The organism is Oceanibium sediminis (assembly GCF_003265325.1).
Classification (GTDB): Bacteria; Pseudomonadota; Alphaproteobacteria; order Rhodobacterales; family Rhodobacteraceae; genus Halovulum; species Halovulum sediminis.
Genome location: NZ_QGNX01000001.1, coordinates 877,447 through 903,040, shown reverse-complemented (window position 1 = coordinate 903,040; position 25,594 = coordinate 877,447). Strand labels below are relative to the sequence as shown.

The window sequence follows — 25,594 nt, the reverse complement described above, 5'->3', positions numbered from 1 at the left end:
TTGGTCGCTCTAGCGAGCAACACCCCCTGATGCTGCCGGGTAACAGCCCCCACAAAACCCGGCGGCATCAGGGACACCTTCCCACCGATTTCAACATGGTTCCGGCGCCGGATTGGCGCTATGTCGTCTGTCGAGGACACGACAGGACAGGCCCATGCGCGATTTCCAACAGCCCAACCGCTCGCTCGTCTACGCCGGGAACGGCATGGCGGCCACCTCGCATCCGCTGGGGGCGAAGGTGGCCATCGACATCCTGCAAGCCGGGGGCAACGCGGTGGACGCGGCCATCGCCGGGGCGCTGGTGCTGGGTATCGCCGAGCCGCAGATGACGGGGATCGGCGGCGACTGTTTCGCGCTTGTCTGCAAGGCGGGCGAAGCGCCGATCGGGCTGAACGGCTCGGGCCGCGCGCCTGCGGGGATGGACGCCGATGCCCTGCGCGCCGCCGGCCATGGGGAAATCCCCGATCACACCGGCCATGCCGTCACCGTGCCCGGCGCGCTGGATGGCTTCATCCGGCTGCACGCCGATCACGGCGCGCTCGGCCTCGACGCGGTGCTGGCCCCGACGATCCATTATGCCGAGGAAGGGGTGCCCGTCGCCCCCCGCGTGGCCTTCGACTGGGCCATCGCCGAGGGTCGCCCGCAAGGCGCGGCGCGCCATGATTACCTGGTCGGCGGCACCGCACCACGCGCGGGCCAGACATTCCGCGCCCCGAAACAGGCCGTGCTGCTGAAGCGGGTCGCGCAAGTGGGGCGCAGCGCCTTTTACGAGGGCCCGGCGGCAGCAGCGATGGTCAAGGCGCTGAACGCGGCGGGCGGGGCGCACAGCCTTCAGGATTTCGCGGACAACCGCCCCGATTACGTCGATCCGATCAGGGGCAGCTACCGAGGCACAGACCTGGTGGAACTGCCCCCCAACGGGCAGGGCGCCACCGCGATCCTGCTCGCGCGGATGTTGGAGCATTTCGACCTGTCCGCGCTGGACCCGCGCGGGATCGAACGCCTGCATCTTGAGGCAGAAGCGACGAAACTGGCCTATGACGCGCGCAACCGCTTCATCGCGGACCCCGAGGCCTCGGCGCGCTACCTCGACCACATGCTGGCCCCGGAAACCGCCGACCGGCTGGCCGCGCTGATCGACCCGAAGCGCGCCCAGAGCCATGTGGCGAAGGTCAGCGAGGCGGTGCACCGCGACACGATCTACATCACCGTGGTGGACAGGGACCGCACCGCCGTTTCGCTGATCTACTCGATCTTCTCCAGCTTCGGGGCCGGGCTGTCCTGCCCGGAAACGGGCGTGCTGTTCCAGAACCGCGGCCGGGGCTTCAACCTGATTCCCGACCACCCGAACGAGGCAGGGCCGGGCAAGCGCCCGATGCACACGATCATCCCCGCGATGCTGATGCAGGGAAATGAGTTGCTGATGCCCTTCGGCGTGATGGGCGGGCAGTACCAGTCCTGCGGCCACGTGCGTTTCGCGAGCAACCAGCTGGACTACGGCATGGACCCGCAGGCCGCGATCGAGTTTCCCCGCGCCTTCGCGTTCGAGAACACGCTGAGCGTCGAGCGCGGCTATACCGACGCCCAGCGCGCCGCGCTGGCGGACATGGGGCACAAGGTGGTGGTGCCGGAAACCCCCATCGGCGGCGCGCAGGCGATCCGCATCGATTCCGCCGGCGGCGTGCTGATCGGCGCGTCGGACCCGCGAAAGGACGGCTGCGCGCTCGGTTACTGAGCAAGGGTCGTCAGCCCGCCAACGGCCACCGGCTGCCAGTCGGACCAGCCGCCACCGGGCCAGCGCACCCGCGCTTCGGCTTCCGTTGCGTCGCCAAGGCCGAAGTGCAGCGCCAGCGCCTGTCCGCCCGCGTGGCCGCCGCCCACGGTGACTTCGCGCTGCTGAAGGCCCGTCTCGGTCCGCACCTCCACCAGCGCGCCGACGCCGCGCGTGTTGCCCTTCGCCCCGCGAAGGTCGATCCGCGCCCAGCGTCCGGTGCTTTCCGAGCGGTTCAGGTACAGCTCCAACGGCGCGCGGCGGTTGACCACGACCAGGTCCAGCCGCCCGTCACCATCGAAATCCGCCAGCGCCGCGCCCCGGCTGCGCGCGTCAGATGCCACCCCGGCGGGGACCGAGACCTCCTGGAACGTCCCGTCCGCCTGCTGGATCAACAGGTTGTTGGGATCGCGCATCGCGTTTGATGGCATCTGGTCCACGTTCCCCTTGGCGATGAACAGGTCCGCGCGCCCGTCGTTGTTCACATCGCCGAATTCCGCGTGCCACCCGGTCGAGGGGCGCCCATCGTCCCCCACGTGGGGGCGCTGGGCATAGGTGCCGGTGCTGTAGGGCGCGGCGCGGTAGCGCCCGCCCGGCTCGGCGATCAGCATCAGCTGGTCCCCCATGGAGGTCAGAACCACCTCCGCCAGCCCGTCGCCGGTCAGGTCCTGCGCCGCGATGCCCATCCCCCAGATGGAGATCTGTTCCCAACCATCGTCATCCCCAAGCAGGCGCAGGGGGTCCATGCGCCACATCTGCTCGGAGCCGCCGCGCACGTAGTAGTGCCGGTCGTTGGACACGCGCAGGTCCGCCCGCCCCTGCCCGGCCCAGTCGTGGAACAGGATCGACAGGGCGCAGAAGCCCGGCTCAAGCACCGTTTCCGCGTAGCCGCCACCGGGGCGCGGGCGCAGAAGCTGGTTCGCGTCGCAGGCCTCGAACGGGCCCTCGGGGTCGGCGCGGTCGACGTAATTGCCGATCGCCAGCGTGGGGCGGGTGTTGCCCGGCTCCCACGTCGCGGAAAAGGCAGTGGACCACGCGTCCCCTTCGGGCAGGCCCCAGCGATCCGTCGCATCCTCGAAAGTGCAATCGCCCAGCCCGCGCAGGAAGCGGTTCGGCCCGACGCGCAGCAGGGCCAAGTCGAGGATTCCGTCCCCGTCGATATCCAGCGGATAGGCCCCGGTACTGCGCGCCGAGCCCGCCAGATCGGCCCCCGGCGCGAAATACGCGGTGCCGTCGTTGACGAACAGGCGCGACGGCCCCTCGCCGCCGGCGGCCAGGATCTCGGGCGCGCCATCGGCGTTGCAGTCGAACACCGCCACACCGCCGCCGACGAAATGCTCCCAGCCGCCACTGTATTCGTGGCGCGGTTGCAACCGGTCGGAAACGTCGTCAAAACGCACCTGCCCCGCCGCCGGTGCCGCAAGGCAGCACAGCAGGGCGATCAGCCGTTTCACGCGGCCTCGCCAGCCAGACGCGCATCGGTCAGCGCGCTCAGCGCCAGGGTCGCGGCACCTCGGGCCCAGACCCAGTCGCCCCAGGCATGGATCTCGATCCTTGTGTCGGGGCGGCCCTTGTCCAGCGTCATCGTCTTCGCCTCTTCCAGGGTGTCGTCCTCGTAAAGGTAATCGTAGCGCATCCGCTCGCCCGACAGGATGATCAGCGGCGGGTCGAACAGGTTGACCACGTTGGCCAGCGTCAGCGCCAGGAACCGCGCCGCGCGGCGGAAGATGGTGCGCGCCGCCTCGTTCCCGGCCTTGGCCTGGTCATACAGGCTTTCCAGCAGCACCGAGGAGGACGCCCCTGTCGGGCGGTTCACCAGCCCCAGCGCGACATGCGCCTCGCGCACCAGCGCGTAGTCGGCGATGTAGGCTTCCAGGCAGCCGCGCCGCCCGCAGCGGCACAGCGCGCCGTCAAGTTGCACCTTCACGTGGCCCAGCTCCATCCCGAAGCCATGCGCGCCCCGGTACAGGTTGTGCCCCAGCACCAGCCCCATGCCGACGCCCTGCTCGATGGTCACCACCGCGAAATCGGACACGCTGCGCCCAGCGCCGTACCAAAGCTCGGCCAGGGTCAGCAGGTTCACGTCGTTGTCGATCTGCACCGGCAGGCCGACACGCTCGGTCAGCAGGTCGCGGATCGGGATGCGCCGCTCGTTCAGCAGGGGGGACCACAACCAGATGCCGCTGGCATGGTCCACCATCCCCGGCAGGCCGACGCCCACCGCAGACACGTCCCCGCGCGCCAGCCCCGCGTCCGCCACCGCCATGGCGAAGATCTTCTGGGCGGCGTCCAGCAGCCCCTCCAGCGTGCCCGCGCCCTGCTCGGCGCTCAGCCGGGCCTCGCCCACGGGGCGGCCGGCGAAATCGACGACGACGGCGGTATGCGCCTCGTTGCTGATCTTGATCCCGGCGACGTAGCCCGCGCTGCGCCGCACCTGCAACGCCACCTTCGGGCGGCCCCGCGTGACATCGCGCGGGGCACTGCGGGTTTCCTCGAGGTAGCCGTCCTGGAGCAGTTCCGAGGTCAGCGTCGTCACCGAGCCCGCGCTGACGCCAAGGTCCTTGGCCACCTCGATCCGCGACAGCTGCCCAAGCGAGCGGATGCGCTCGAATATCTGCTGTTTCAAGGGAATCGCCCCCTGCCCGGTGCTGGCGATCAGCGGTCCGCAGCCGGTATCCTCCAGCTCGGGCAGGGCAAATTTGGCGGCTGGCTTCCGCTTATTTCCTTCAGTTATCAAATTAATTTTTCCAGAGTTCACAGCAAAAACCGCCTCTTCACACCAATTCTTCGGATTTCTCCCGCCCCATATGGGCATGACCTTCGTCATATCGTCAATTTAAATTTGACAGCTAAAATTAACTGAGTCACATTTCCGGTGATGCGGGAAGCATGTCCGCACACCCCTGCCAACAGGGGACGTTCAATTTGGGAGGAACAAATGCACAAGATCCTGGCAGCGGCGGCCATCGCCACCGCTTCGTTCACCACATCCGCGCTAGCGGACGCCCATAACATCACCGTCGGCGTCAGCTGGTCCAACTTCCAGGAAGAGCGCTGGAAAACGGACGAGGCCGCCATCGTCGGCGCGCTCGAGGAAGCCGGCGCCACCTATGTCTCGGCCGATGCGCAGTCGTCCTCGGCCAAGCAGCTATCGGACATCGAAAGCCTGATCGCCCAGGGCGTCGATGCGCTGATCATCCTGGCGCAGGATTCCCAGGCCATCGGGCCGGCCATCGATGCCGCCGCAAACGAGGGCATTCCAGTGGTCGGCTATGACCGCCTGATCGAGGATCCGCGCGCCTTCTACCTGACCTTTGACAACGTCGAGGTGGGCCGGATGCAGGCCCGCGCCGTCTTTGAACAGGCCCCGACAGGCCGCTATGTCATGATCAAGGGCTCGCCCACCGACCCGAACGCGGACTTCCTGCGCGGCGGTCAGCAGGAGGTGCTGCAAGCCGCCATCGACGCCGGTGACATCGAGATCGTGGGCGAGGCCTATACCGATGGCTGGCTGCCCGCCAACGCCCAGCGCAACATGGAGCAGATCCTGACCGCGACGGACAACGGCGTGGACGCGGTCGTCGCCTCCAACGACGGGACCGCAGGCGGTGTGGTCGCGGCGCTGACGGCGCAGGGCCTCGATGGAATCCCCGTCTCGGGGCAGGACGGCGACCATGCCGCGCTGAACCGCATCGCCAAGGGCACGCAGACCGTCAGCGTCTGGAAGGACGCTCGCGATCTGGGCGCCAACGCCGGCCAGATCGCGGTCGCGATGGCCTCGGGCACCGCGATGGCCGACATCGAGGGCGCGCAGACCTGGACCAGCCCCGCCGGCACCGAGTTGACGGCCATGTTCCTCGCCCCGGTTCCGATCACCCGCGACAACCTGGACCTGGTGGTGGATGCCGGCTGGATCGGCAAGGAAAAGCTCTGCCAGGGCGTTTCGGGCGGTCCGTCCCCCTGCGAGTAAACACCGAGATCCCCCTTGGCCTTCGGGTTGAGGGGGGCGCGGCCCCCGCCCGGATGGGGGCCGCGCAGCAATAGCCTTCCCGTGCGAAGGGGGCAGCCTGGCCCCGGCCGATCGCCCGCCGCGCCGAAGCGACAGTCACATCTCGAACAGCGGAGCCGGACATGACCGACACCACCGCCGCCCGGAATGAAGGCGCGAAGCAGCGCAGCTTCTTCCAGGCCCTGCAGCTCGACACCCGTCTGCTGGGCATGATCGGCGCCTTCGTGCTGATCTGCCTGGTGTTCCACTTCTACACCGAAGGGCGTTTCCTGACGCCGCGCAACATCTTCAACCTGACGATCCAGACCGTCAGCGTGGCGATCATGGCCACCGGCATGGTCTTTGTCATCGTCACCCGGCATATCGACCTGTCCGTCGGCTCACTGCTGGCCACCTGTGCCGCCGTCATGGCGGTGATGCAGACGCAGGTGCTGCCCCAGACCTTCGGCTTCGAGCTGGGGCACCCGATGATCTGGGTCATCGCCCTGCTCGCCGGAATCGCGACCGGCATCGTGATCGGCGCGTTCCACGGCTGGATGGTCGGCTACCTGGAAATCCCCGCCTTCATCGTGACGCTGGGCGGGTTGCTGGTCTGGCGCAACGTGGCCTGGTTCACCACCAACGGGCAGACCATCGGCCCGCTGGACGAAACCTTCATTAAGATCGGCGGCATCGGCGGCACCCTTGGCGTCACCGGCTCCTGGATCGCCTGCGCGCTGGCCGTGGCTGCCGCGCTGGGGCTGATGGCCGCCTCACGCCGGCGCAAGTCTCAGCACGGGTTCCCGGTGAAACCGATGTGGGCGGAACTGACGGTCGGCGGCATCGTGACCGCCGCCATCGTCGGCTTCGTCGCCATCCTCAACGCCTATGAGATCCCCGAGCGTGTGCTGGAACGCCGTTTCGAGGCCCGCGGCGAGGTGCTGCCCGAGGGCTTCACCACCGGCTACGGCATTCCCTATTCCGTGCTGCTGCTGATCGCCGTCGCGGTGGTGATGACCGTGGTCGCGCAGCGCACCCGGCTGGGTCGCTATATCTTCGCGACCGGGGGCAACCCCGACGCGGCGGAACTCTCGGGCATCAACACGCGGCTTCTGACGGTGAAGGTCTTCGCCATCATGGGCGCGCTCTGCGGCCTGTCGGCCGCCGTCGCCGCCGCGCGGCTTGGGTTTTCGACCAATGACATCGGCACGCTGGACGAATTGCGTGTGATCGCCGCCGCAGTGATCGGGGGCACCGCGCTGTCGGGGGGGATCGGCACCATCTACGGCGCGATCCTCGGGGCGCTGATCATGCAGTCGCTGCAATCGGGCATGGCGATGATCGGCATCGACGCACCGCTGCAGAACATCGTGGTGGGCGTGGTCCTCGTCCTCGCCGTCCTCGTGGACATCATCTATCGCAAGCGGATCGGAGAGTAAGCCATGGCACCCCCCCTTGTTGACCTTCGCAACATCTCCATCAGCTTTGGCGGCGTGCAAGCGGTGAAGGACGTCTCGCTGACGCTGAACCCTGGCGAAGTCGTGGGCCTTCTGGGCCACAACGGCGCGGGCAAATCGACGTTGATCAAGATCCTGTCCGGCGCCTACAAGGCGGATTCCGGCGAGATCTATATCAATGGCGAAAAGGCCCACATCGCCAGCCCTCGCGACGCGCGCCGCTACTCGATCGAGACGATCTACCAGACGCTGGCGCTGGCGGATAACCTCGACGCGGCGTCAAACCTGTTCCTGGGGCGGGAGATCGTCACCCCGCTCGGCATGGTCGATGATGACCAGATGGAGGCGGAGACGCGCAAGATCATGCAGCGCCTCAACCCCAACTTCGCCAAGTTCAACGCCCCCGTGAAGGCCCTGTCCGGCGGCCAGCGCCAGTCCGTCGCCATCGCGCGCGCGGTCTATTTCAACGCCCGGATCCTGATCATGGACGAACCCACGGCAGCGCTCGGCGTGCATGAAACGCAGATGGTTGCCGACCTGATCAAGGAGCTGAAGAAACAGGGCCTCGGCATCTTCCTGATCAGCCACGACACCCGCGAAATGCTTGATCTGTGCGACCGCGTCAGCGTGATGAAGAACGGAGAGCTGATCGGCACCGAGCGGGTCGAGGACGTGACCGAGGACGACATCCTGTCGATGATAATTATGGGCAAGAAACCCGAAGCGGTAGCGTAATGTACATCGGGCTGGATCTGGGCACCTCGGGCGTCAAGGCGCTGCTGATGGACGACACCCAGGCCGTGGTGGCCGAGGCGCAGGCCCCCCTGAGCGTGTCCCGCCCCAAGGCGGGCTGGTCCGAACAGACGCCCGCCGACTGGATCGCCGCCACCGGCACCGCGCTTGAAGCGCTTGCAGCCAAGGCCCCGCTGGGGGGCGTGCGCGGCATCGGCCTGTCGGGCCAGATGCACGGCACTACGCTGATCGACAGGGCTGGCGACGTGCTGCGCCCCTGCATGCTGTGGAACGACACCCGCAGCTTCGCCGAAGCGGCCGAGATGGACGCCACACCCCCCTGGCGCGAGGTGTCGGGCAACATCGTCTTCCCCGGCTTCACCGCGCCCAAGGTGGAATGGGTGCGCCGGAACGAGCCCGAGATCTTCGAACGCATCGCCCTTGTCCTGTTGCCCAAGGATTACCTGCGCCTCTGGCTGACGGGTGAGGCGGTGTCCGAAATGTCCGACGCCGCCGGGACCGGCTGGCTGGACGTGGGCGCGCGCGACTGGTCGGACGAGCTGCTCGCCGCCTCCGGCCTCGTGCGCGCGAACATGCCCCGCCTGATCGAGGGATCGCAGGTGTCGGGCACCATGCGCGACAGCCTGGCCGACCGCTTCGGCCTGCCGAAGAGCGTGATCGTCGCCGGGGGCGGCGGGGACAACGCCGCCTCTGCCGTAGGGGTGGGCGTGGTGCGGGCGGGCGACGCCTTCGTCTCGCTCGGCACGTCGGGTGTGCTGTTCGCGGCCAATGACGCCTATCGCCCGGACCCGGCCAGCGCGGTGCATACCTTCTGCCATGCGGTGCCCGACACCTGGCACCAGATGGGGGTGATCCTGTCCGCCACGGACGCGCTGGAATGGTACGCGCGACTGCTGGGGCGCACCGCCGCCGACCTGACCGGCGCGCTGGGCGATTTGCGCCCGCCGGGGCGCGCGACCTTCCTGCCCTACCTCGGGGGGGAGCGCACACCGCACAACGACGCGCAGATCCGCGGCGCGATGATCGGCCTCGACCATTCCGCCGACGCCGAGGCGCTGACCCGCGCGGTGCTGGAGGGCGTCACCTTCGCGCTGGCCGACTGCCACGCCGCGCTCAGCGCCACCGGCACGCAGATCCGCCGCCTGATCGCGGTGGGCGGCGGCTCACGCTCGGACTACTGGCTTGAGGCGATCGCAACCGCGCTGGACCTGGAAATCGAAGTCCCCGTGGCGGGCGATTTCGGCGGGGCCTTCGGCGCTGCAAGGCTGGCGATGATGGCCGACACCGGCGATGGCGGCGCGCTGGCGACCCCGCCCAAGATCGACCACCGCGTCGCCCCGAACGCCGCCCTGCGCGACGCCTTCGCCGAGGCCCACGCCCGCTACCGCGCCACCTACACCGCACTGAAAGGCCTGTCATGACCGACTTCTTCGCCGGGATCGAACCGCTGAAATACGAGGGGCCGGACAGCACCTCCGACCTGGCCTATCGCCACTACGACCCCGATGAGATCCTCATGGGCAAGCGGATGGAGGATCACCTGCGCTTCGCCGTCGCCTATTGGCACAGCTTCGCCTGGCCCGGCGGAGACCCCTTCGGCGGCCAGACCTTCGAGCGCCCATGGTTCGGCGACACGATGGAACTGGCAAAGCTGAAGGCCGACGTCGCCTTTGAAATGTTCGCCCTGCTCGGCACCCCCTTCTTCTGCTTTCACGACGCCGACGTGCGCCCCGAGGGCGCGGATTTCGCCGAAAACACCCGCAACCTTGAGGAAATCACCGACTATTTCGCGCAAAAGATGGAGGCCGGCGGCCCGAAACTTCTGTGGGGCACGGCGAACCTGTTCTCCCACCGTCGCTACATGGCCGGGGCCGCGACCAACCCCGACCCCGACGTTTTCGCCTTCGCCGCCGCGACGGTGAAGGCCTGCCTCGACGCCACCCACCGGCTGGGGGGCGAGAACTACGTACTCTGGGGCGGGCGCGAGGGGTACGAGACGCTGCTCAACACCGATCTCAAGCGCGAGCGCGAGCAGGCGGGCCGGTTCCTGTGCATGGTTGTCGATTACGCGAAGAAGATCGGCTTTCCCGGCACCATTCTGATCGAGCCGAAACCGCAGGAGCCGACCAAGCACCAGTACGACTACGACGTCGCCACCGTCTACGGCTTCCTCAAGGACTTCGGGCTTGAGGGCGAGGTGAAGGTCAACATCGAACAAGGCCATGCGATCCTTGCCGGGCATTCCTTCGAGCATGAACTGGCGCTGGCGGCGTCCCTCGGCATCCTCGGGTCGATCGACATGAACCGGAACGACTACCAGTCGGGCTGGGACACGGACCAGTTCCCCAACAACGTGCCGGAAGTCGCGCTGGCCTATTACGAGGTGCTGAAGGCGGGCGGTTTCACCACCGGCGGCACGAACTTCGACGCGAAGTTGCGCCGCCAGTCGCTGGACCCGGCGGACCTGGTCGCCGCCCACGCGGGGGCGATGGACATCTGCGCGCGCGGGCTGAAGGCCGCCGCAGCGATGCTGGAGGATGGCGGGCTGGAACAGGCCCGCACCCAGCGCTACGCGGGCTGGGACAAGGACGCGGCCCGAGCCATGCTGTCAGGCGGTACGCTGGAAGGCATCGCGGCGGAGGTTCTGGCCAAGGGCCTCAACCCCACCCCGGTGTCGGGCCGCCAGGAACGGCTGGAAAACTGGGTGTCCCGCTTCGTGTGACGCCCCGGCGACAGTAAGGGTGGGTTGGAGAAACCCACCCTACGGGCGTTCCGCCAGCATCACGACGCCCGCCTCTGCCAGCGCGGCGATGTCCTGCTCAGAGTAGCCGAGGTCGCGCATGTGCAGCGCCGTGTCGGCGCCCGCGGCGGGGGGCGAAGTGTGCAGCGCCGTCTTTCGCCCGGCCATTTCCAGCGGCAGCGCGGGCAGCAGCGCATGCAGGCCGGCGGGCAGCACGGTGTCCAGCAGACGCCCCCCGGCCAACAGGTGCGGATCGTCGAACAGATCCTCGGGCCGGGCGATATGGGCGAAAGGCAGGGCCGCGGCGATGGCCTTCGCGCTGACCTCCGCCAGCGGCAGGGCGGACAGCAGCGCCGCCACCTCAGGCAGCAGCCGGGGGCGGGCGGATATACGCGCGTTGTTGGTGGACAGCGCCGGGTCGGCGGCCAGGTCGGGCCGGGCGAAAACCTCGCAGAACCGGGCCCAGTGCCGGTCCGAGGTGATGCCGAGGAACACCCGCGCGCCGTCCTTCGTGTCGAACTGGTCATAGATCGCCCAGGCCGAGACGCGCGCCGGCATCGGCGGCACCGGCGCGCCCGAGATCGCTGCCGTCGCAAGATGTTGGCCCATCAGGAACATCGCCGACTCGAACAGCGCGGATTTCACCAGCTGGCCGCGTCCGGTCGCGTCCCGCTCCCGCAGGGCGGCAAGAACGCCGATCACGCCGAACACCCCGCCCAGAACGTCGATCACCGACGCGCCCGCGCGCAGCGGCTGGCCCGGCGGGCCGGTCATGTAGGCCAGCCCGCTCATCATCTGCACCACCTCGTCCAGCGCGACGCGGTCCTCGTAGGGGCCGGGAAGGAAGCCCTTCAGCGACAGGTAGACAAGGCCCGGATGCGCGGCGGACAGGGTTTCGTGATCGAGCCCGAGCCGCGCCATGGTGCCGGGGCCGAAATTCTCGATCAGGACATCGGCCGTGCCCACCAGCTGCCGCGCAAGCGCCAGGCCGCGCGGGTCCTTCAGGTCCAGCGCGACGGATTGCTTGTTGCGGTTGTAGAACGGGAAATACCCGGTGCCGAACCCCTTCAGGCGGCGCGTCGGATCGCCCGCGCCCGCCGGCTCCACCCGGATCACCTCGGCCCCGAGGTCGGCCAGCACCAGCCCCGCCGTCGGGCCCATGACCGTGTGGCCGAAATCGAGCACGCGCAGGCCGGCAAGGGGCATCGAATCTGGCATGGGGAAGGCTCCTGACATCAGGTTGCGGGGCGGGCGCGGACGCCGACCGGGGGCGCGCGGCGGAATCGTCCCCGGCCCGGTCAGCTTGCCAATGAAGGACATTGTGCATAGACGGGCAGGAACGCCAAGTGTTGAGCCCGTCATGTCGCGCCCTGCCCCTTCGCTGAGACAACGCCGTCTTCTGACCCTGGTCATCGCCGGGATCGGCACGGTCAGCTTCTGGGCGGCGGCGATTCCGCTGCCCTTCCTGTTCGGCCCGATGGTGGCCTGCCTGCTGGCCGCGCTGCTGCGCGCACCGCTGGCCGGGCTGGGCCAGGTCCAGGTGGCGGCGCGCACGATCCTCGGGGTGGCCGTCGGGTCCTCCATCACACCCGAGGTGGTGTCGCAACTGCCGCAGATGGCGGCCTCCGTCCTTTTGGTGCCGATCTATATCGCGGCCATCGCCTGCGTGGGCGTGCCGCTGTTCTACAAGGTCTACCGCTTCGATTTCGCGACGTCCTGGTACGCGGCGATGCCCGGCGGGTTGCAGGACATGGTGATCTTCGGCCACGAGGCGGGCGGGGACCTGCGCGCGCTGTCGCTGATCCACGCGACGCGGGTGCTGATCATCGTCACCGTCGCGCCCATCATTCTGATCCAGGGCTTCGGGGTGGAGCTGGCCAACCCCATCGGCGCGCCGGCGGCCTCGCTTCCGCTGGACCAGCTCGGCTACATGGTGCTGGCCGCGCTGATCGGCTGGAAGGGGGCCGAGCGGGTCGGCCTGTTCGGCGCCTCGATCCTGGGGCCGATGATCGCGACCGTGGTGCTGAGCCTGTCGGGCGTGATCCAGTTCCGCCCCCCGGCCGAGGCGATCCTGACAGCGCAGTTCATGATCGGGCTGGGCATCGGCGTCGGCTATGTCGGCGTCACCCTGCTGGAGGTGCGCCGCGACGTGCTGGCGGGCGTCGTCTACGTGCTGCTGCTGGCCGCGCTGGCCGCCGTGTTCACCGAAATCGTGGTGCTCCTCGGGCTGACCGAACCGCTGAACGGTTTCCTCGCCTTCGCGCCGGGCGGTCAGGCGGAAATGACCATCCTAGCCATCGTGACCGGGGCGGACCTTGGCTACGTGATCGTGCACCACCTGACGCGCGTGATCCTGGTCATCACCTGCGCGCCGCTTGTCGTCCGCGCCCTGCGCGGGCGGATCAGCCGGCCCCGGATGTAGCCGCCCCTCAGGCGAAGCTGATCTGCGCCTTGACCGCGCGTGTGCGGTCCCCGGCGGTTTGAAACGCCTCTACCGCGTCGTCCAGCGCGAAGGTCTGGGTGATCAGCGGGCGCACGTCGATCAGGCCCTTCTGCATCAGGCTGACACCGGTGAAGAACTCCTCGTGAAAGCGGAACGATCCCTTGATCGCCAGTTCCTTCGCCGTCATCGCCTGCATCGGCAAGGTCATGTCCCCGCCAAGGCCAAGCTGCATGATCGTTCCGCCCGGGCGCATCGCCGGTACCGCCCCGGCCAGCGCGGGGGCTGCGCCGGAACATTCGAACAGCACATCGAAGCTGCCCTTGTCGGCCGAGAACCGGCCAAGCCCGTCGGGGGTCGTGCCGGTGTTGATGACCTCGTCCGCGCCGACCCGCTTGGCCATGTCGAGCGTGAAATCGCTCAGGTCCGTCGCCACCACCAGGTCCGCCCCGGCGCGGCGCGCGGCAAGGATCGACAGGATGCCGATCGGCCCGCAGCCCGTCACCAGCACCGCCTTGCCCAGCATCCCGCCCGCGCGGCGCGCGGCGTGCAGGCAGACCGCCAGCGGCTCGGCCATGGCCGCCTCGCCCGGGGACAGCCCGTCGGCGGGGGCGCATTGGCTGGCGCTGGCGATCAGCACCTGGCGGAACGCGCCCTGGATATGCGGGAAGGGCATGGCCGAGCCGTAGAAGCGCATGTTCAGGCACTGGTTGAACATGCCCTCGTTGCAGAACCGGCAATCCCCGCAGGGGCGGGAGGGCGAGATGGCGACAAGCTGCCCCTCGGACAGCCCGCTGACCCCTTCGCCCAGCGCGGTGACATGGCCCGACACCTCGTGGCCGAGGATCATCGGCTCCCTCAGGCGCACGGTGCCGAAGCCGCCGTGGTTGTAATAATGCAGGTCCGAGCCGCAGATGCCGCCGGTGGCCATGGCGATCCGTACCTCGCCCGGGCCCGGAGGCGGAACCGGGGTTGCCGCCTCTTCGATCCGCAGGTCCCTGGCGGCGTGGATCACGATCGACTTCATGGGGTCCCCCGGACGATGTTGACACCGTCACCGTAGTGCGAGGTCTGCAAGTCGCGCAATAGCGCGCTGCCTATCAGGCCCTGCGCCCTGCGCCTCAGGCGTCGGAGTCGTACTCGGGCAGGAAGCGGGGCGGCATCGGGCCCTTGTTCCGGCCGCCCTGCTGCATCTGCTCCCAGCCGTGGGCGAGGATGCCGACCGCGCGCGACAGGCAGAACAGGCCGCGCGACAGGGGGGCGGGGAAGCCCAGCTCGCAGAAGATCACCGCCGTCGCGCCGTCGATGTTCATCGCGATGGGGCTGGCGCGCTCACGGCCGATCTCGGCCTGGACGGCCTCGGCGATATCCGCGAAATGGCCGGGGACGGTGCCCTGCTCCGCCGCGGCGCGGACCAGCGCCATCAGGCGCGGGGCGCGGGGATCCTCGGGCTTGTGGAAGCGGTGGCCGAAGCCGGACACGATCCTGCCATGGCGCGCACGCCATGCGTCCAGCCCCGCCACCACCGCCGGGCGAAGCGCCGCGCCGTCGCCGATCCGCGTCGCGATGTCGTAATAGAGGGCGGCGCATTGCTCGCCCGCGCCGCCGTGCACGTCGCCCAGCATGTTGATCCCGGTCGCCATGACGTTGTTCAGCCCGACGCCGCAGGTCGCCGCCATCCTCGCCGCGGCGATGGAGGGCGCCTGCGGCCCGTGATCCACCCCGGCGACCAGCGCGCATTCTAGCAGCGCGGCCTGCGCGGGGCTCGGCAGCTCGCCCCGTGTCATCAGCCAGACCATCTCGGCGAAACCGACGGTGCCGATCAACTCCTCTATCGGGTGGCCGCGAAAGGCGATACGCCCCGGCGCCATGTCGATGATCGCGGTGCGCCACCAGTGGCGGATGGCATCGGCGTCCTCGCTCATCCCTTCTGCTCCTTCTTCGCGCAAGCGGCCCGGCGGCGGACCCGTCGTGAGTGTGGGCGAAGCCCCGCGGCGCACGCAAGGCCTATTGCGGTCGGCGCACCCGCCTGAACATTGCAATTCACCCGGGCCCGGGGCAAGCATGGCGGATCGGAACAGGGTCGCCGGCCCGTAACCGCGCCAGCGCCCCGGAAGGAGCTCCACCATGAAGATCACCGCGATCCGCGCCTACCAGGTCGACCTGCCCCTGAAAGAGGGCCGCTACAGCTGGTCCAACGGCAACTACGTCGAGGTGTTCGACACCACCGTGGTCGAGGTTCAGACCGACGCCGGGCTGACCGGCTACGGCGAATGCTGCCCGCTCGGCTCGGCCTATCTACCCGCCTATGCGGGGGGTGTGCGCGCCGGGCTGGCGGAACTGGCCCCCTCGGTCATCGGGCTGGACCCGCGCAACCTCGATATCCTGAACCGGCACATGGACGCGGTGCTGCGCGGCCATGCCTACGTCAAGGCGGCGATCGACGTGGCCTGCTGGGACATCCTGGGCAAGGCGACTGGGCTGCCGGTCTGCCAGCTTCTGGGCGGGCGGGCGCAGGACGAGGTGCAGCTTTACCGCGCGATCAGCCAGATCGAGCCTGCCGCCATGGCCGCCAATGTCGCCGGCTACCGGGACGAGGGCTACACCAAGTTCCAGCTGAAGGTGGGCGCGGACGCCGACAGCGATATCGAACGCATTCGCCTGTGCGCCGCCGAAATGCGCCCCGGCGATATCCTTGTCGCGGACGCCAACACCGGCTGGACCATGCACGAAGCCGCCCGAGTGGTGAACGCCGTCAGCGACATCGACGTCTATATCGAGCAGCCCTGCCCGACCTATGCCGAATGCCTTGTCACGCGCGGGCGCACCGCGCTACCCTTCGTGCTGGACGAGGTCATCACAGATACCGCCAGCCTGACGCAGGCCATCGCCGACGGGGCGATGGACGTGATCAACCTGAAAATCTCCAAGGTGGGCGGGCTGACCAAGGCGCGGCTGATGCGCGACCTTTGCATCGACGCGGGCATCCCGATGACGATCGAGGATACCTGGGGCGGGGATATCGTCACCGCCGCCATCGCGCATCTGGCCGCCTCCACGCCCGAGGAGTTCTGCTTCTCGGCCACGGACTTCAATTCCTACGTCACCGTGGATATTGCGGAAGGCGCGCCACGCCGGGTGGCGGGCTGCATGAGCGCCTCGGACATGCCGGGCCTCGGCGTGACGCCCATCGCCGATACCCTCGGCGCGCCAGTGCTTTCGATCTGAACTCAAGGACCCCTGAACATGAACATTGCCATGTGGTCCGGGCCACGCAACCTGTCGACCGCGATGATGTATTCCTTTGGCGCGCGCGGCGACACCGCCACCTGGGACGAACCCTTCTACGCCGCCTACCTGAAGGCCACGGGTGCCACGCACCCCCTGGCGGCGGAGATCATCGCCGCCCATGAATCCGACCCCGACGTGGTCGCGCGGACCTGCGCGGGGCCCGCGCCGGGGGGCAAGGCGCACTTCTACCAGAAGCACATGACGCATCACATGCTGCCGGGCATCGACCGGGACTGGTTCAGCGCCGTGCGCCATGTCTTCCTGATCCGCCACCCCGCGCGGGTGGTCGCCAGCTACCACCGCAAGAACGAAAACCCGACGCTGGACGACCTGGGCTTCTGGCAACAGGCGCAGATCTTCGAGGAGGTCTCGGCAGCCCGAGGGAAGCCCCCCGTGGTGATCGACAGCACCGACATCCGCAAACAGCCCGAGGCGATGCTGCGCGCCCTGTGCGCCGCCATCGACCTGCCCTTCGATCCGGCGATGCTGCACTGGCCCGCCGGGCCGCGCGACAGTGACGGGGTCTGGGCGAAACACTGGTACGGCGCGGTCCACCGCTCCACCGGGTTCGACGCCGCCGAAGGCCCCCTGCCGGAGTTGCCCGCGCATCTGCAAACGGTCGCCGATGCCGCCCTGCCCAGCTACAGGGCGCTGTCCGCCGTCGCCCTGAAACCCTGAGCCCGCGTCAGGGCTTGCGACCGGCCAGCGGCAGGTAGCGGCGGCGCTCCACCTCCGGGAAGACATCGCCGCTGCGCACGTAATAGGCGTCCTGCCCCAGCCGCCCGGGCACGTAGTCCCAGGGCAGCACCTTGCCCTTTTGCAGCGCCCGGTTCACCACCGTACGCGCGGTCTGGTTCAGGCGCTTTTCCTCGGCCAGGCCGGGCAGGTCCCAGATGGCCGAGGCCTGCGCCGTCAGCCGGGCCAGGTCATCCGCCCACGCAGGATCATCGGCAAGGTTCACCAACTCCTCCGGGTCGTTGCCCAGATCGAACAGCATTGGCGGGTAGGCCTCCGACAACACCAGCTTCAGCGCGCCGTCGCGCAGCATCACGCGGGGTGCGTCGGTGCCCCCGTCCAGATGCTCGACCATGACCGGGGGGTGATCCCGTCCGCCGTTCAGCAGGGGCAACAGGCTGGCCCCGTCGCAGGGCGTGCACAGCGTCCCCTCCGGCGCGCCGGCCAGGTCGACGAAGGTCGGCAACAGGTCCAGAAGGGACACAGGCACATCGACGCGGCCATGCGTGATACCGGGGCCTGCCATGACCAGCGGTACGTGGATCGCCGGGTCGAACAGCGTTTTCTTGAACCACATCCCCCGCTCACCCATCATGTCCCCATGGTCCGAGGCGAAGACGACAACCGTATCCTCCCCCATCCCGCAGGCATCCAGCGCCGCGACCAGCCGACCGAACAGGGCATCGATATGCGCGGTCATGCCGTAATACGCCCGCCGCGCGGCCAGTGTCGCGGCGGCGTCAATCTCCACCCGGTCCTGACCGTAATGGTGATGCAGCATCGCCGAATGCGGGTCGCGCGCCGCCAGCGGGATCGGCGGCACGCGGGGCGGGTCGATCTCGGCCCCCTCGTACAGGTCCCACCATTCCTGCGTGGTGACGTAAGGATCATGGGGCTGGGTGAGCGAGACGGTCAGCAGGAAGGGCCGCCGATCCTCACCCCGCGCACGGGCATAGATCTCGCGCTCGGCGCGGTGGACCACGTCCTCGTCGTAGTCGATCTGCATCGTGCGCGCCATCGGCCCCGCGTCCAGCACCGTTTCCACGGTCGACACACCCGCGCCGAAGCGATCCTGAGCCGCCACTTCCGCCGGGGCGGGGGTCCAGGAAAAGTCGCTGGGGTAGATTTCGGTCGTCAGGCGTTCTTCGAATCCGTGCATCTGGTCGGGGCCGACGAAATGCATCTTGCCGGAAATGCAGGTGTAGTAGCCAAGCCCCCGCAGGTAATGCGCGAACGTGGGAACCGAGGCGGGGAACTCCGCCCCGTTGTCCCACGCCCCGATGGCGGAGGCCCGCCGCCCCGACATCATCGCGAAACGCGACGGGGCGCACAGTGGATAGGGGCAGTAGGCGGTTTCGAACACTGCCCCCCGCGCCGCCAGACGGTCGATGTTCGGGGTCTTGCAGACCTGCCCGCCATAGGCCGACAGCACCCGCGCGGTCAGCTGATCGACCATGAACAGAAGGATGTTCGGCGGGGCGGTCTGGGGCTGCTGCATTCCGGGTCTCCGGGCTTTTGGGTGTCGCTGTCGACAACATGTCGGCATGATGCTAGCGTTAACCCATGGAGTCGACAAATCTTTCGAACCACCATGCCTGAGGGCGCGACCCTGCTGCCCGGTGACGAAGCCGGCACCGCCCGCCGGGGCGCACGTGCCGGGCTGGTCCATGACACGCTGCGCCGCGAAATCTTGGCCCTGACCATCGCCCCCGGCGCGCCGCTGGACGAAACACAGCTGTCCCAGCGTTTCGCCATGTCCCGCTCGCCCATCCGCGAGGCGCTGAGCCGCCTTGCCGCCGAGGGGCTGGTGGTGATGCTGCCCAACCGCTCCACGGTGGCCGCGCCGATCGAGCTGGCGGACTTCCCCCGCTATATCGAGGCGCTGATGCTGTCCCAGCGCGTCTGTACCCGCCTGGCCGCAGAGCGGCGCAGCGACGCGGACCTTGCCGCGATGCAGGCGGCGGCGGACGCCTTCGACCAGTCGGTGCGCCCGCGCGACCACCTGGAAATGTCCGAGGCGAACAAGACCTTCCACATGACAATCGCGCGGGCCGCCCGCAACCGCTACCTTGCGGACACCTACGGCGCGCTGCTGGACCAGGGGCGACGGCTGCTGCACCTGCAGTTCCGCCACCTTGAAACGGCGGAAAACCGCACCCCGCTGGCCGAGGAACATCACCACATGGTCGCCGCCATCGCCGCGCGCGACGCGGACCGCGCCGACCACCTGGCGCAGGTTCATGCCGAGGGGTTCCAGCGCCGCCTGCTGGATTTCCTTGGCAAGGTCGGCACATCCGACTTCCCCTTACCCGATGCGCCGCCACCGGCGTGTCACCCATAACGACAAAAAAAACCAAAAAACCAAAGACCCAACAGGAGGACTGAAATGATCCACAAAACACTATCGGCACTGGGGGCCGCGGCCATCGCGCTCACCCTCTCCACGCCGGCAACCGCCGCCGAAGGCGGGCCGACCATCGACATGATCAAGGAGCGCGGCAGCCTGCTGTGCACCGGGCACAACGGCAGCTATCTCGGCTTTGCCGAGGTCGACGATGACGGCGCCTGGTCCGGTTTCGACATCGAAATGTGCAAGGCGCTGGCCACCGCGATCCTGGGCAGCCCGGACGCGTTGCAGATCATCCCCGTCAGCTGGGCGCAGCGCTTTCCCGCGCTTCAGTCGGGCGATATCGACGTGATCATCAAGGTGACCGGCTGGACGATGAGCCGCGACACCGAGCTGGGCCTGCAATACTCGCGCCCCTATTTCATCGGGCCGACCAACATCATGACCCGCGCCGACCTGGGCGTCAGCACGCCCGAGGACCTGGAAGGCGGCGTGTTCTGCATCAACGCCGGCACCTCGATCGAGCGGATCGTGGCGGACTACATGGGCGCGCGCGACATCAGCTACGAGGCACTGAACTTCGAAAAGCCCGAAGAGCTGCGCGCCGCCCTCTACGCCGGGCGCTGTGACGCGCTGGCGGGCTTCGGGCCGTTCCTGGCAGCCACCCGCTTCAACGCGCCGAACCCCGATGACTTCGTGATCCTCGACGCCGTTCTGGCGCTGGAACCCGAGGGCATCGTCGCACGCGAAGGCGACGACAGCTTCATCGACGTGATCAACTGGATGATGTCCGCCCTGCTGATGGCCGAAGAAGCCGGCATCACCATGGACAACGTGGACGAAATCCGCGCCAACCCGCCCTCTTCCTCGATCGAGCGTCTGCTGGGCGTGTCCCCGGGCGTGGGCGAGCGTCTGGGCCTGTCGGACGACTGGGCCTACAACATGATCAAGGCCGTGGGCAATTATGGCGAGATCTATGAGCGCACGGTCGGCGATGACTCCGTCTACAAGCTGCCGCGCGGCGCGAACCGCCTGTGGAAGAACGGCGGCCTGCTCTACCCGTTGGTTCTGGACTGATCACGGCCGGGCCCGGCGCCAGAAGCCGGGCCCACCATTTTCCGGAGCTTTCCAATGCTTAAAATCTGGCGAAACAGAACCCTGCGGGGCACACTGATCCAAGGCCTTGTGCTGCTGGGCACCGTGGCGCTGTTCGCCAGCTTCGTGCTGACAGCGCGCGAGAACCTTGTTTCCCAGGGGATCGCGACGGGCTTCGGCTTCCTTGAACGCTCCACCGGCTGGCCGATCAACTTTTCCCTGATCGAGGTGTCGGACCGTTCGCCCTATTCCCGGATGCTGCTGGCGGGCTTCCTGAATACGATCTACGTGGGCCTGCTGGGGTTGGCGGCGGCAACGCTGACGGGGCTGGTCGTGGGCATGATGCGCATATCCTCGAACCTGGTGCTGAACATCCTCGGCACCATCTTCGTCGAGACGTTCCGCAACGTGCCGCTGATCCTGCAAGTCATCTTCTGGTACGCGCTCCTGACCCACCTGCCCCCGCCACGCGGCGCGATCGACCTTGCGGGCGTGGGCTTCCTGTCCAACCGCGGGCTGATGCTGCCCGCCCCGGCCCTGTCGGCGATGGACCTGGCGATCCTTGCGCTGGGGCTGCTGGGCGTCCTTTTTTCCGCGCGCCGGATGGGCGGCACCCGCAGCGGGCTGACCTGGGTGCTTGGCCTTGGCGCGCTGGCGGCGCTGTTCACGGTGCTGCTGCTGACCGGGCGCGCACCGGACATGCCGCTTGTCAGCATCCCCGAACTGCGCGGTCTGCGCTTCGTCGGCGGGCTGACGGTCAAACCGGAATTCGCCGCGCTGCTGATAGCCATCATGATGTTCGGCGGCGCCTATGTCGCGGAAATCGTGCGCGGCGGCTTCCTGTCCGTGGACCGGGGCCGGTTGGAGGCCGCGAAGGCCCTTGGCCTGTCCTCCTGGCAGATCATGCGTTTCGTCCACATCCCGCTGGCGATCCGCGCCATGCTGCCCGCGCTGACGAACCAGTACATCTGGCTGATGAAGGCCACCACGCTGGGCGTCGCCATCGGGTATCCGGATTACTTCATGGTCGTCTCCACCTCGATCAATCAAAGCGGGCAGACGATTGAGCTGCTGCTCCTGCTGATGGGCGGCTTCCTGGCGATCAACTACGTGATCGGGGGGATCATGAACACGATCAACGCCCGCCTGGCCATCAAGGGGCGCAGCTGATGAGCGATGCAACCCTCGCCCCGCCGCCCGGCGACTCGCGCCTCGCCTACCTGCGCCGGCGGCTGTTTTCGACATGGTTCGACGGGATCGTCACCGTGGTGTCGGGCCTCGCCCTGCTGTGGCTGATCACCACCGTGCTGTCCTGGGCCCTGCTGGACGCCGTCTGGTCCGAAGAAAACGCCGAGGCCTGCAAGGACGCCGCCGGGGCCTGCTGGGCCGTGATCGACGCGCGCGGGCGGCTGATCCTGTTCGGCCTCTACCCGTATGAGCAGCACTGGCGCTCGGCCCTTGGCTGCGCGATCATCATCGCCACCATGGGCCTGTCCTGCTGGCCCGCGATGTGGGGCATGTGGCGGCTTCTGGGCCTGTGGCTGGCGGGCTTCGGCAGCTTCGTGATCCTGCTGCACGGCGGGGTCTTCGGGCTGGAGGTCGTCACCTCGGAACAATGGGGCGGGCTGGCGCTGACGGTGTTCATCTTCGCCTCCGTCTTCGTGATCGGGATGCCGCTGGCGGTGGTGCTGGCGCTGGCGCGGCGCTCCAACCTGCCGATCATTTCCTGGATGGCGGCGATCTTCATCGACACGGTGCGTTCCCTGCCGCTGCTGACGATCCTTTTCGCCGCCGCCGTCGTGGTGCCCTTCGTGCTGCCCGACTGGGCGCAGGGCACGAAACTGGGGCGCGTGATCTTCGGCTTCGCGCTGTTCTACGCCGCCTACCAGGCGGAAATCATCCGCGCGGGCATCCAGTCCATCCCCAAGGGCCAGGAGGAGGCCGCACAGGCCCTTGGCATGACCTACCGCTCGACGGTGCTGGACATCATCCTGCCCCAGGCGTTCCGCAACACCCTGCCCTCGACCATCAACCAGGTGGTGATCACCTTCAAGGAAACCTCCATCGTGACGATCATCGGCTTTTTCGAGGTCACCGCCTCTGCCTCGGCCGCCGTCGGGCGGGGGGAATGGGGCGCCTATTACGTGGAGGTCTACGTCTTTGTCGCGCTGGTCTATTTCATCTTCGTCTTCGGGCTGTCGCGCTATGGCGCCTACCTCGAACGGCGTTCAAGGTTGTCCCATGTCTGAGCCGGCGATCTACCTGCATGGCGTGGTCAAGCGCTACGGCGCCTTCATCGCGTTGAAGGACGTGTCCCTGTCCGTGGATGAGGGCGAGCGCGTGGTGATCTGCGGCCCGTCCGGGTCCGGCAAGTCCACGCTGATCCGCTGCATCAACCGCCTGGAGGTGCACAGCGCGGGCACGATCAAGGTCGAGGGGACCGAGCTGACCGACGATGACGACGCCATCCGCGAGGTGCGCCGCGAGGTCGGCATGGTGTTCCAGGACTTCAACCTGTTCCCCCACCTCAGCGTGCTGGAAAACTGCGCCCTGCCCCGCATCCGCGTGCGCGGCACCCCCCGCGCCGAGGCCGAGCAGATCGCCCGCCGGGAGTTGGAGCGGATGCGCATCGACAACCAGGCCGACAAGTTCCCCGACCAGCTGTCCGGCGGCCAGCAGCAGCGCGTCGCCATCGCCCGCGCACTCTGCATGGAACCGCGCATCATGCTGTTCGACGAACCGACAAGCGCACTGGACCCCGAAATGGTGGGCGAGGTGCTGGACGCCATGGTCGCCCTGGCCGAGGGCGGCATGACCATGATCTGCGTCACCCACGAAATGGGCTTCGCGCGCAGCGTGGCGGACCGGGTCGTCTTCATGGCCGATGGCCGGATCGTGGAACAGGCCCCGCCGGACCGTTTCTTCGACTCGCCCAGCGCCCCGGAAACCCGCCGGTTCCTCGAACAGATCCTGGGGGACTGACATGCGCAGCACCCGCTCCGTCCACATCGTCAGCGCCCACGCCGGCGGGGAGGTCGGCGACGTCATCGTCGGCGGCGTCGCCCCGCCACCGGGCGATAGCCTTTGGGAACAGCGCAGCTTCCTCGCCCGCGACGAGAGCTTGCGCAACTTCGTCCTGAACGAGCCCCGGGGCGGGGTGCATAAACACGTCAACCTGCTGGTGCCCCCGAAGGATCCGCGCGCCCAGATGGGCTTCCTGATCATGGAGCCCGCCGACACGCCGCCGATGTCCGGCTCCAACACCATCTGCGTCGCCACGGTGCTGCTGGAAACCGGCATCCTGCCCATGGAAGAACCCCTCACCCGCCTGACGCTGGAAGCCCCCGGCGGCCTGGTCGAGGTGGAGGCGACCTGCCGCAACGGCGCGGTGGAACAGGTGACGCTGACCAACATGCCCTCCTTCGCCAATGCGGGCGCACAAACGCTGGACGTCCCGGGCGTCGGCCCGCTGTCGGTGCACACCGGCTTTGGCGGCGACAGTTTCGTGATCGTGGACGCCGACACCGCCGGGCTGACGCTGGAGGCCAGCAACGCGCGCCACCTGGCGGAGCTTGGCACACGGATCACCGCGGCGGCGGACGACCAGATCGGCTTCACCCACCCGACCCTGCCCGACTGGCGGCACTTTTCCTTCTGCCTTTTCGCCGGTGCCCTGACCCGCGAGGGGGCCACCCTGACCACCCGCCACGCCGTCGCCATCCGCCCGGGCAAGATCGACCGCTCCCCCACCGGCACCGCCGTCAGCGCGCGCATGGCGCTGCTGGCCGCACAGGGGCTGATGGACTGGGGCGACACGCTGGTCGCCCGCTCGATCATCGGGTCCGAGTTCCGGGGCCAGATCAAGGACCGGCTGAGCCTTGGCGACACCCCCGCGATCCTGCCCGCCGTTTCCGGGCGCGCCTGGATCACCGGCACGCACCAGATGATGCTTGACCCCACCGACCCATGGCCCGAGGGCTATCGCGTCGGCGACACATGGCCCGGCGCCTGAGAGCCCCGCCCCGATAGGAGAGACGCGAGATGTCCGAAAAGAAAACCACCCACGATGCCGAGGAGGATATCCGCAACCAGGATATCAAGATCTACGTGAACGGCGCGCTGAAGCACCGCTCCGAAGCGATGGTCTCGGTCTATGACTCCGGCTTCATGCTGGGCGACGGCATGTGGGAAGGGATGCGCCTTTACGACGGCAAATGGGCCTTCTTCGATGCCCACATGGACCGGCTGTTCGACAGCTGCAAAGCCGTCAGCCTCGATATCGGGATGGACCGGCAGGGCATCCTCGACGCGCTTACCATGACGGCGGAGGCCAACGGCATGACCACGGACGTGCACTGCCGCCTGATGGTGACGCGCGGCGTGAAGGCCAAGCCGTTCCAGCACCCCGCGCTGTCCCGCTCAGGGCCGACGGTGGTGATCATCATGGAGCACTCCAAACCCGCCCAGAACGTGCAGAAGAAGGGCATCCGCCTGGCCACCGTGCCGCAGGTGCGCGGCCTGCCGATGAGCCAGGACGCCAAGTACAACAGCCATTCCAAGCTGAACTGCGTCATCGGCTGCCTGCAGGCCGAACAGGCCGGCGCGGACGAGGCGCTGATGCTGGACCCCCATGGCTTCGTCAACACCACCAACGCCTGCAACTTCTTCGTCGTGCGCAAGGGGCAGGTGTGGACCTCGACCGGGGACTACTGCATGAACGGCGTCACCCGCCAGAACGTCATCAACCTGTGCCGGGAAAACGACATCCCGGTGTTTGAACGCAACTTCTCGCTGGTGGACGCCTACGGCGCGGACGAGGCCTTCCTGACCGGCACCTTCGGCGCGCAGACCCCGGTGGCAGAAATCGACGGCAAGCCGATCGGCGAAAACGGCGGGCGCGGCCCGATACTTGAGCGGATCCAGGCGCTCTACAAGGACCTGATCCGCCGCGACACCGCCTGATCCCCGCAAAGGAGA

22 protein-coding genes are annotated in these 25,594 nt (G+C 68.1%); 16 read left to right on the top strand and 6 right to left on the bottom strand.

Annotation, left to right across the window (positions count from 1 at the left end):
* Nucleotides 1-154 precede the first annotated feature (154 nt).
* Nucleotides 155-1,735: a gamma-glutamyltransferase family protein gene (locus tag DJ029_RS04270; protein ID WP_112321067.1), complete on the top strand. Its 1,581-nt coding sequence runs from the start codon at nucleotides 155-157 to the stop codon at nucleotides 1,733-1,735.
* Here DJ029_RS04270 and DJ029_RS04265 read toward each other — a convergent pair.
* Nucleotides 1,729-3,225, bottom strand: coding sequence for a CRTAC1 family protein (locus DJ029_RS04265; protein ID WP_112321066.1), 1,497 nt, complete (start codon nucleotides 3,223-3,225; stop codon nucleotides 1,729-1,731). The two genes, DJ029_RS04270 and DJ029_RS04265, sit on opposite strands and share 7 nt — an antisense overlap.
* Entirely contained in the window at nucleotides 3,222-4,397 is a 1,176-nt protein-coding gene (locus tag DJ029_RS04260) for an ROK family protein (protein ID WP_232822955.1), read from the bottom strand. Before DJ029_RS04260 ends, DJ029_RS04265 begins: the two co-directional genes overlap by 4 nt.
* A gap of 312 nt (nucleotides 4,398-4,709) precedes the next feature.
* Here DJ029_RS04260 and xylF point away from each other — a divergent pair, with 312 nt between their 5' ends.
* The 5 genes from xylF to xylA all read left to right on the top strand — a co-directional run bounded on the left by xylF (nucleotide 4,710) and on the right by xylA (nucleotide 10,691).
* The gene (gene xylF / locus DJ029_RS04255) at nucleotides 4,710-5,741 is read left to right on the top strand and encodes a D-xylose ABC transporter substrate-binding protein (RefSeq protein WP_112321065.1); all 1,032 of its coding nucleotides are present in this window, start codon (nucleotides 4,710-4,712) and stop codon (nucleotides 5,739-5,741) included.
* A gap of 161 nt (nucleotides 5,742-5,902) precedes the next feature.
* A complete protein-coding gene (locus DJ029_RS04250) occupies nucleotides 5,903-7,198 on the top strand; it encodes a sugar ABC transporter permease (protein WP_112321064.1) in 1,296 nt (431 codons plus the stop codon).
* Nucleotides 7,199-7,201: 3 nt separating this feature from the next.
* Nucleotides 7,202-7,951: an ATP-binding cassette domain-containing protein gene (locus DJ029_RS04245; RefSeq protein ID WP_112321063.1), complete on the top strand. Its 750-nt coding sequence runs from the start codon at nucleotides 7,202-7,204 to the stop codon at nucleotides 7,949-7,951.
* Nucleotides 7,951-9,390 carry a xylulokinase gene (xylB, locus tag DJ029_RS04240; protein ID WP_112321062.1) on the top strand — a complete coding sequence of 480 codons (1,440 nt, stop codon included), beginning with the start codon at nucleotides 7,951-7,953 and terminating at the stop codon, nucleotides 9,388-9,390. The genes DJ029_RS04245 and xylB overlap by 1 nt, the downstream gene beginning before the upstream one ends.
* Complete coding sequence (gene xylA / locus DJ029_RS04235) at nucleotides 9,387-10,691, top strand: xylose isomerase (protein ID WP_112321061.1); 1,305 nt, start codon at nucleotides 9,387-9,389, stop codon at nucleotides 10,689-10,691. The genes xylB and xylA overlap by 4 nt, the downstream gene beginning before the upstream one ends.
* Before the next feature lie 39 nt (nucleotides 10,692-10,730).
* Here xylA and DJ029_RS04230 read toward each other — a convergent pair whose 3' ends face one another.
* Entirely contained in the window at nucleotides 10,731-11,927 is a 1,197-nt protein-coding gene (locus DJ029_RS04230; protein WP_112321060.1) for a CaiB/BaiF CoA transferase family protein, read from the bottom strand.
* Nucleotides 11,928-12,069: 142 nt separating this feature from the next.
* On the opposite strand from DJ029_RS04230, the gene DJ029_RS04225 reads away from it, so the two are divergent.
* Nucleotides 12,070-13,131 (top strand): AbrB family transcriptional regulator, encoded by a 1,062-nt coding sequence (locus tag DJ029_RS04225; protein WP_112321059.1) that lies wholly within the window; start codon nucleotides 12,070-12,072, stop codon nucleotides 13,129-13,131.
* 7 nt (nucleotides 13,132-13,138) lie between these two features.
* On the opposite strand, the gene DJ029_RS04220 is transcribed toward DJ029_RS04225, so the two are convergent.
* Both DJ029_RS04220 and DJ029_RS04215 read right to left on the bottom strand, forming a co-directional pair.
* Nucleotides 13,139-14,176, bottom strand: coding sequence for an L-idonate 5-dehydrogenase (locus tag DJ029_RS04220; RefSeq protein WP_112321058.1), 1,038 nt, complete (start codon nucleotides 14,174-14,176; stop codon nucleotides 13,139-13,141).
* 94 nt (nucleotides 14,177-14,270) lie between these two features.
* Complete coding sequence (locus DJ029_RS04215; protein WP_112321057.1) at nucleotides 14,271-15,074, bottom strand: citryl-CoA lyase; 804 nt, start codon at nucleotides 15,072-15,074, stop codon at nucleotides 14,271-14,273.
* Nucleotides 15,075-15,276: 202 nt separating this feature from the next.
* Here DJ029_RS04215 and DJ029_RS04210 point away from each other — a divergent pair, with 202 nt between their 5' ends.
* Both DJ029_RS04210 and DJ029_RS04205 read left to right on the top strand, forming a co-directional pair.
* Nucleotides 15,277-16,377, top strand: a complete 1,101-nt coding sequence (locus tag DJ029_RS04210) for a cis-3-hydroxy-L-proline dehydratase (protein WP_112321056.1) — start codon at nucleotides 15,277-15,279, stop codon at nucleotides 16,375-16,377.
* Nucleotides 16,378-16,395: 18 nt separating this feature from the next.
* Nucleotides 16,396-17,118 (top strand): sulfotransferase-like domain-containing protein, encoded by a 723-nt coding sequence (locus DJ029_RS04205; RefSeq protein WP_112321055.1) that lies wholly within the window; start codon nucleotides 16,396-16,398, stop codon nucleotides 17,116-17,118.
* A 7-nt stretch (nucleotides 17,119-17,125) separates the two neighbouring features.
* Here DJ029_RS04205 and betC read toward each other — a convergent pair whose 3' ends face one another.
* On the bottom strand, nucleotides 17,126-18,673 hold the full coding sequence (gene betC, locus DJ029_RS04200) for a choline-sulfatase (RefSeq protein WP_157966263.1): 1,548 nt from the start codon (nucleotides 18,671-18,673) through the stop codon (nucleotides 17,126-17,128).
* A gap of 93 nt (nucleotides 18,674-18,766) precedes the next feature.
* Here betC and DJ029_RS04195 point away from each other — a divergent pair, with 93 nt between their 5' ends.
* From DJ029_RS04195 to DJ029_RS04165, 7 genes are read left to right on the top strand one after another with little or no spacing between them, the layout of a single operon-like run.
* Nucleotides 18,767-19,516 (top strand): GntR family transcriptional regulator, encoded by a 750-nt coding sequence (locus DJ029_RS04195; protein ID WP_112321053.1) that lies wholly within the window; start codon nucleotides 18,767-18,769, stop codon nucleotides 19,514-19,516.
* Nucleotides 19,517-19,561: 45 nt separating this feature from the next.
* Nucleotides 19,562-20,599 carry a transporter substrate-binding domain-containing protein gene (locus tag DJ029_RS04190; RefSeq protein ID WP_112321052.1) on the top strand — a complete coding sequence of 346 codons (1,038 nt, stop codon included), beginning with the start codon at nucleotides 19,562-19,564 and terminating at the stop codon, nucleotides 20,597-20,599.
* A gap of 54 nt (nucleotides 20,600-20,653) precedes the next feature.
* Nucleotides 20,654-21,787, top strand: a complete 1,134-nt coding sequence (locus tag DJ029_RS04185) for an amino acid ABC transporter permease (protein ID WP_112321051.1) — start codon at nucleotides 20,654-20,656, stop codon at nucleotides 21,785-21,787.
* Entirely contained in the window at nucleotides 21,787-22,866 is a 1,080-nt protein-coding gene (locus tag DJ029_RS04180; protein WP_112321050.1) for an amino acid ABC transporter permease, read from the top strand. Before DJ029_RS04185 ends, DJ029_RS04180 begins: the two co-directional genes overlap by 1 nt.
* On the top strand, nucleotides 22,859-23,599 hold the full coding sequence (locus DJ029_RS04175) for an amino acid ABC transporter ATP-binding protein (RefSeq protein ID WP_157966262.1): 741 nt from the start codon (nucleotides 22,859-22,861) through the stop codon (nucleotides 23,597-23,599). The genes DJ029_RS04180 and DJ029_RS04175 overlap by 8 nt, the downstream gene beginning before the upstream one ends.
* A 1-nt stretch (nucleotide 23,600) precedes the next feature.
* The gene (locus DJ029_RS04170; RefSeq protein WP_112321048.1) at nucleotides 23,601-24,629 is read left to right on the top strand and encodes a trans-3-hydroxy-L-proline dehydratase; all 1,029 of its coding nucleotides are present in this window, start codon (nucleotides 23,601-23,603) and stop codon (nucleotides 24,627-24,629) included.
* A 29-nt stretch (nucleotides 24,630-24,658) separates the two neighbouring features.
* Complete coding sequence (locus DJ029_RS04165) at nucleotides 24,659-25,579, top strand: aminotransferase class IV (protein ID WP_112321047.1); 921 nt, start codon at nucleotides 24,659-24,661, stop codon at nucleotides 25,577-25,579.
* Nucleotides 25,580-25,594 lie beyond the last annotated feature (15 nt).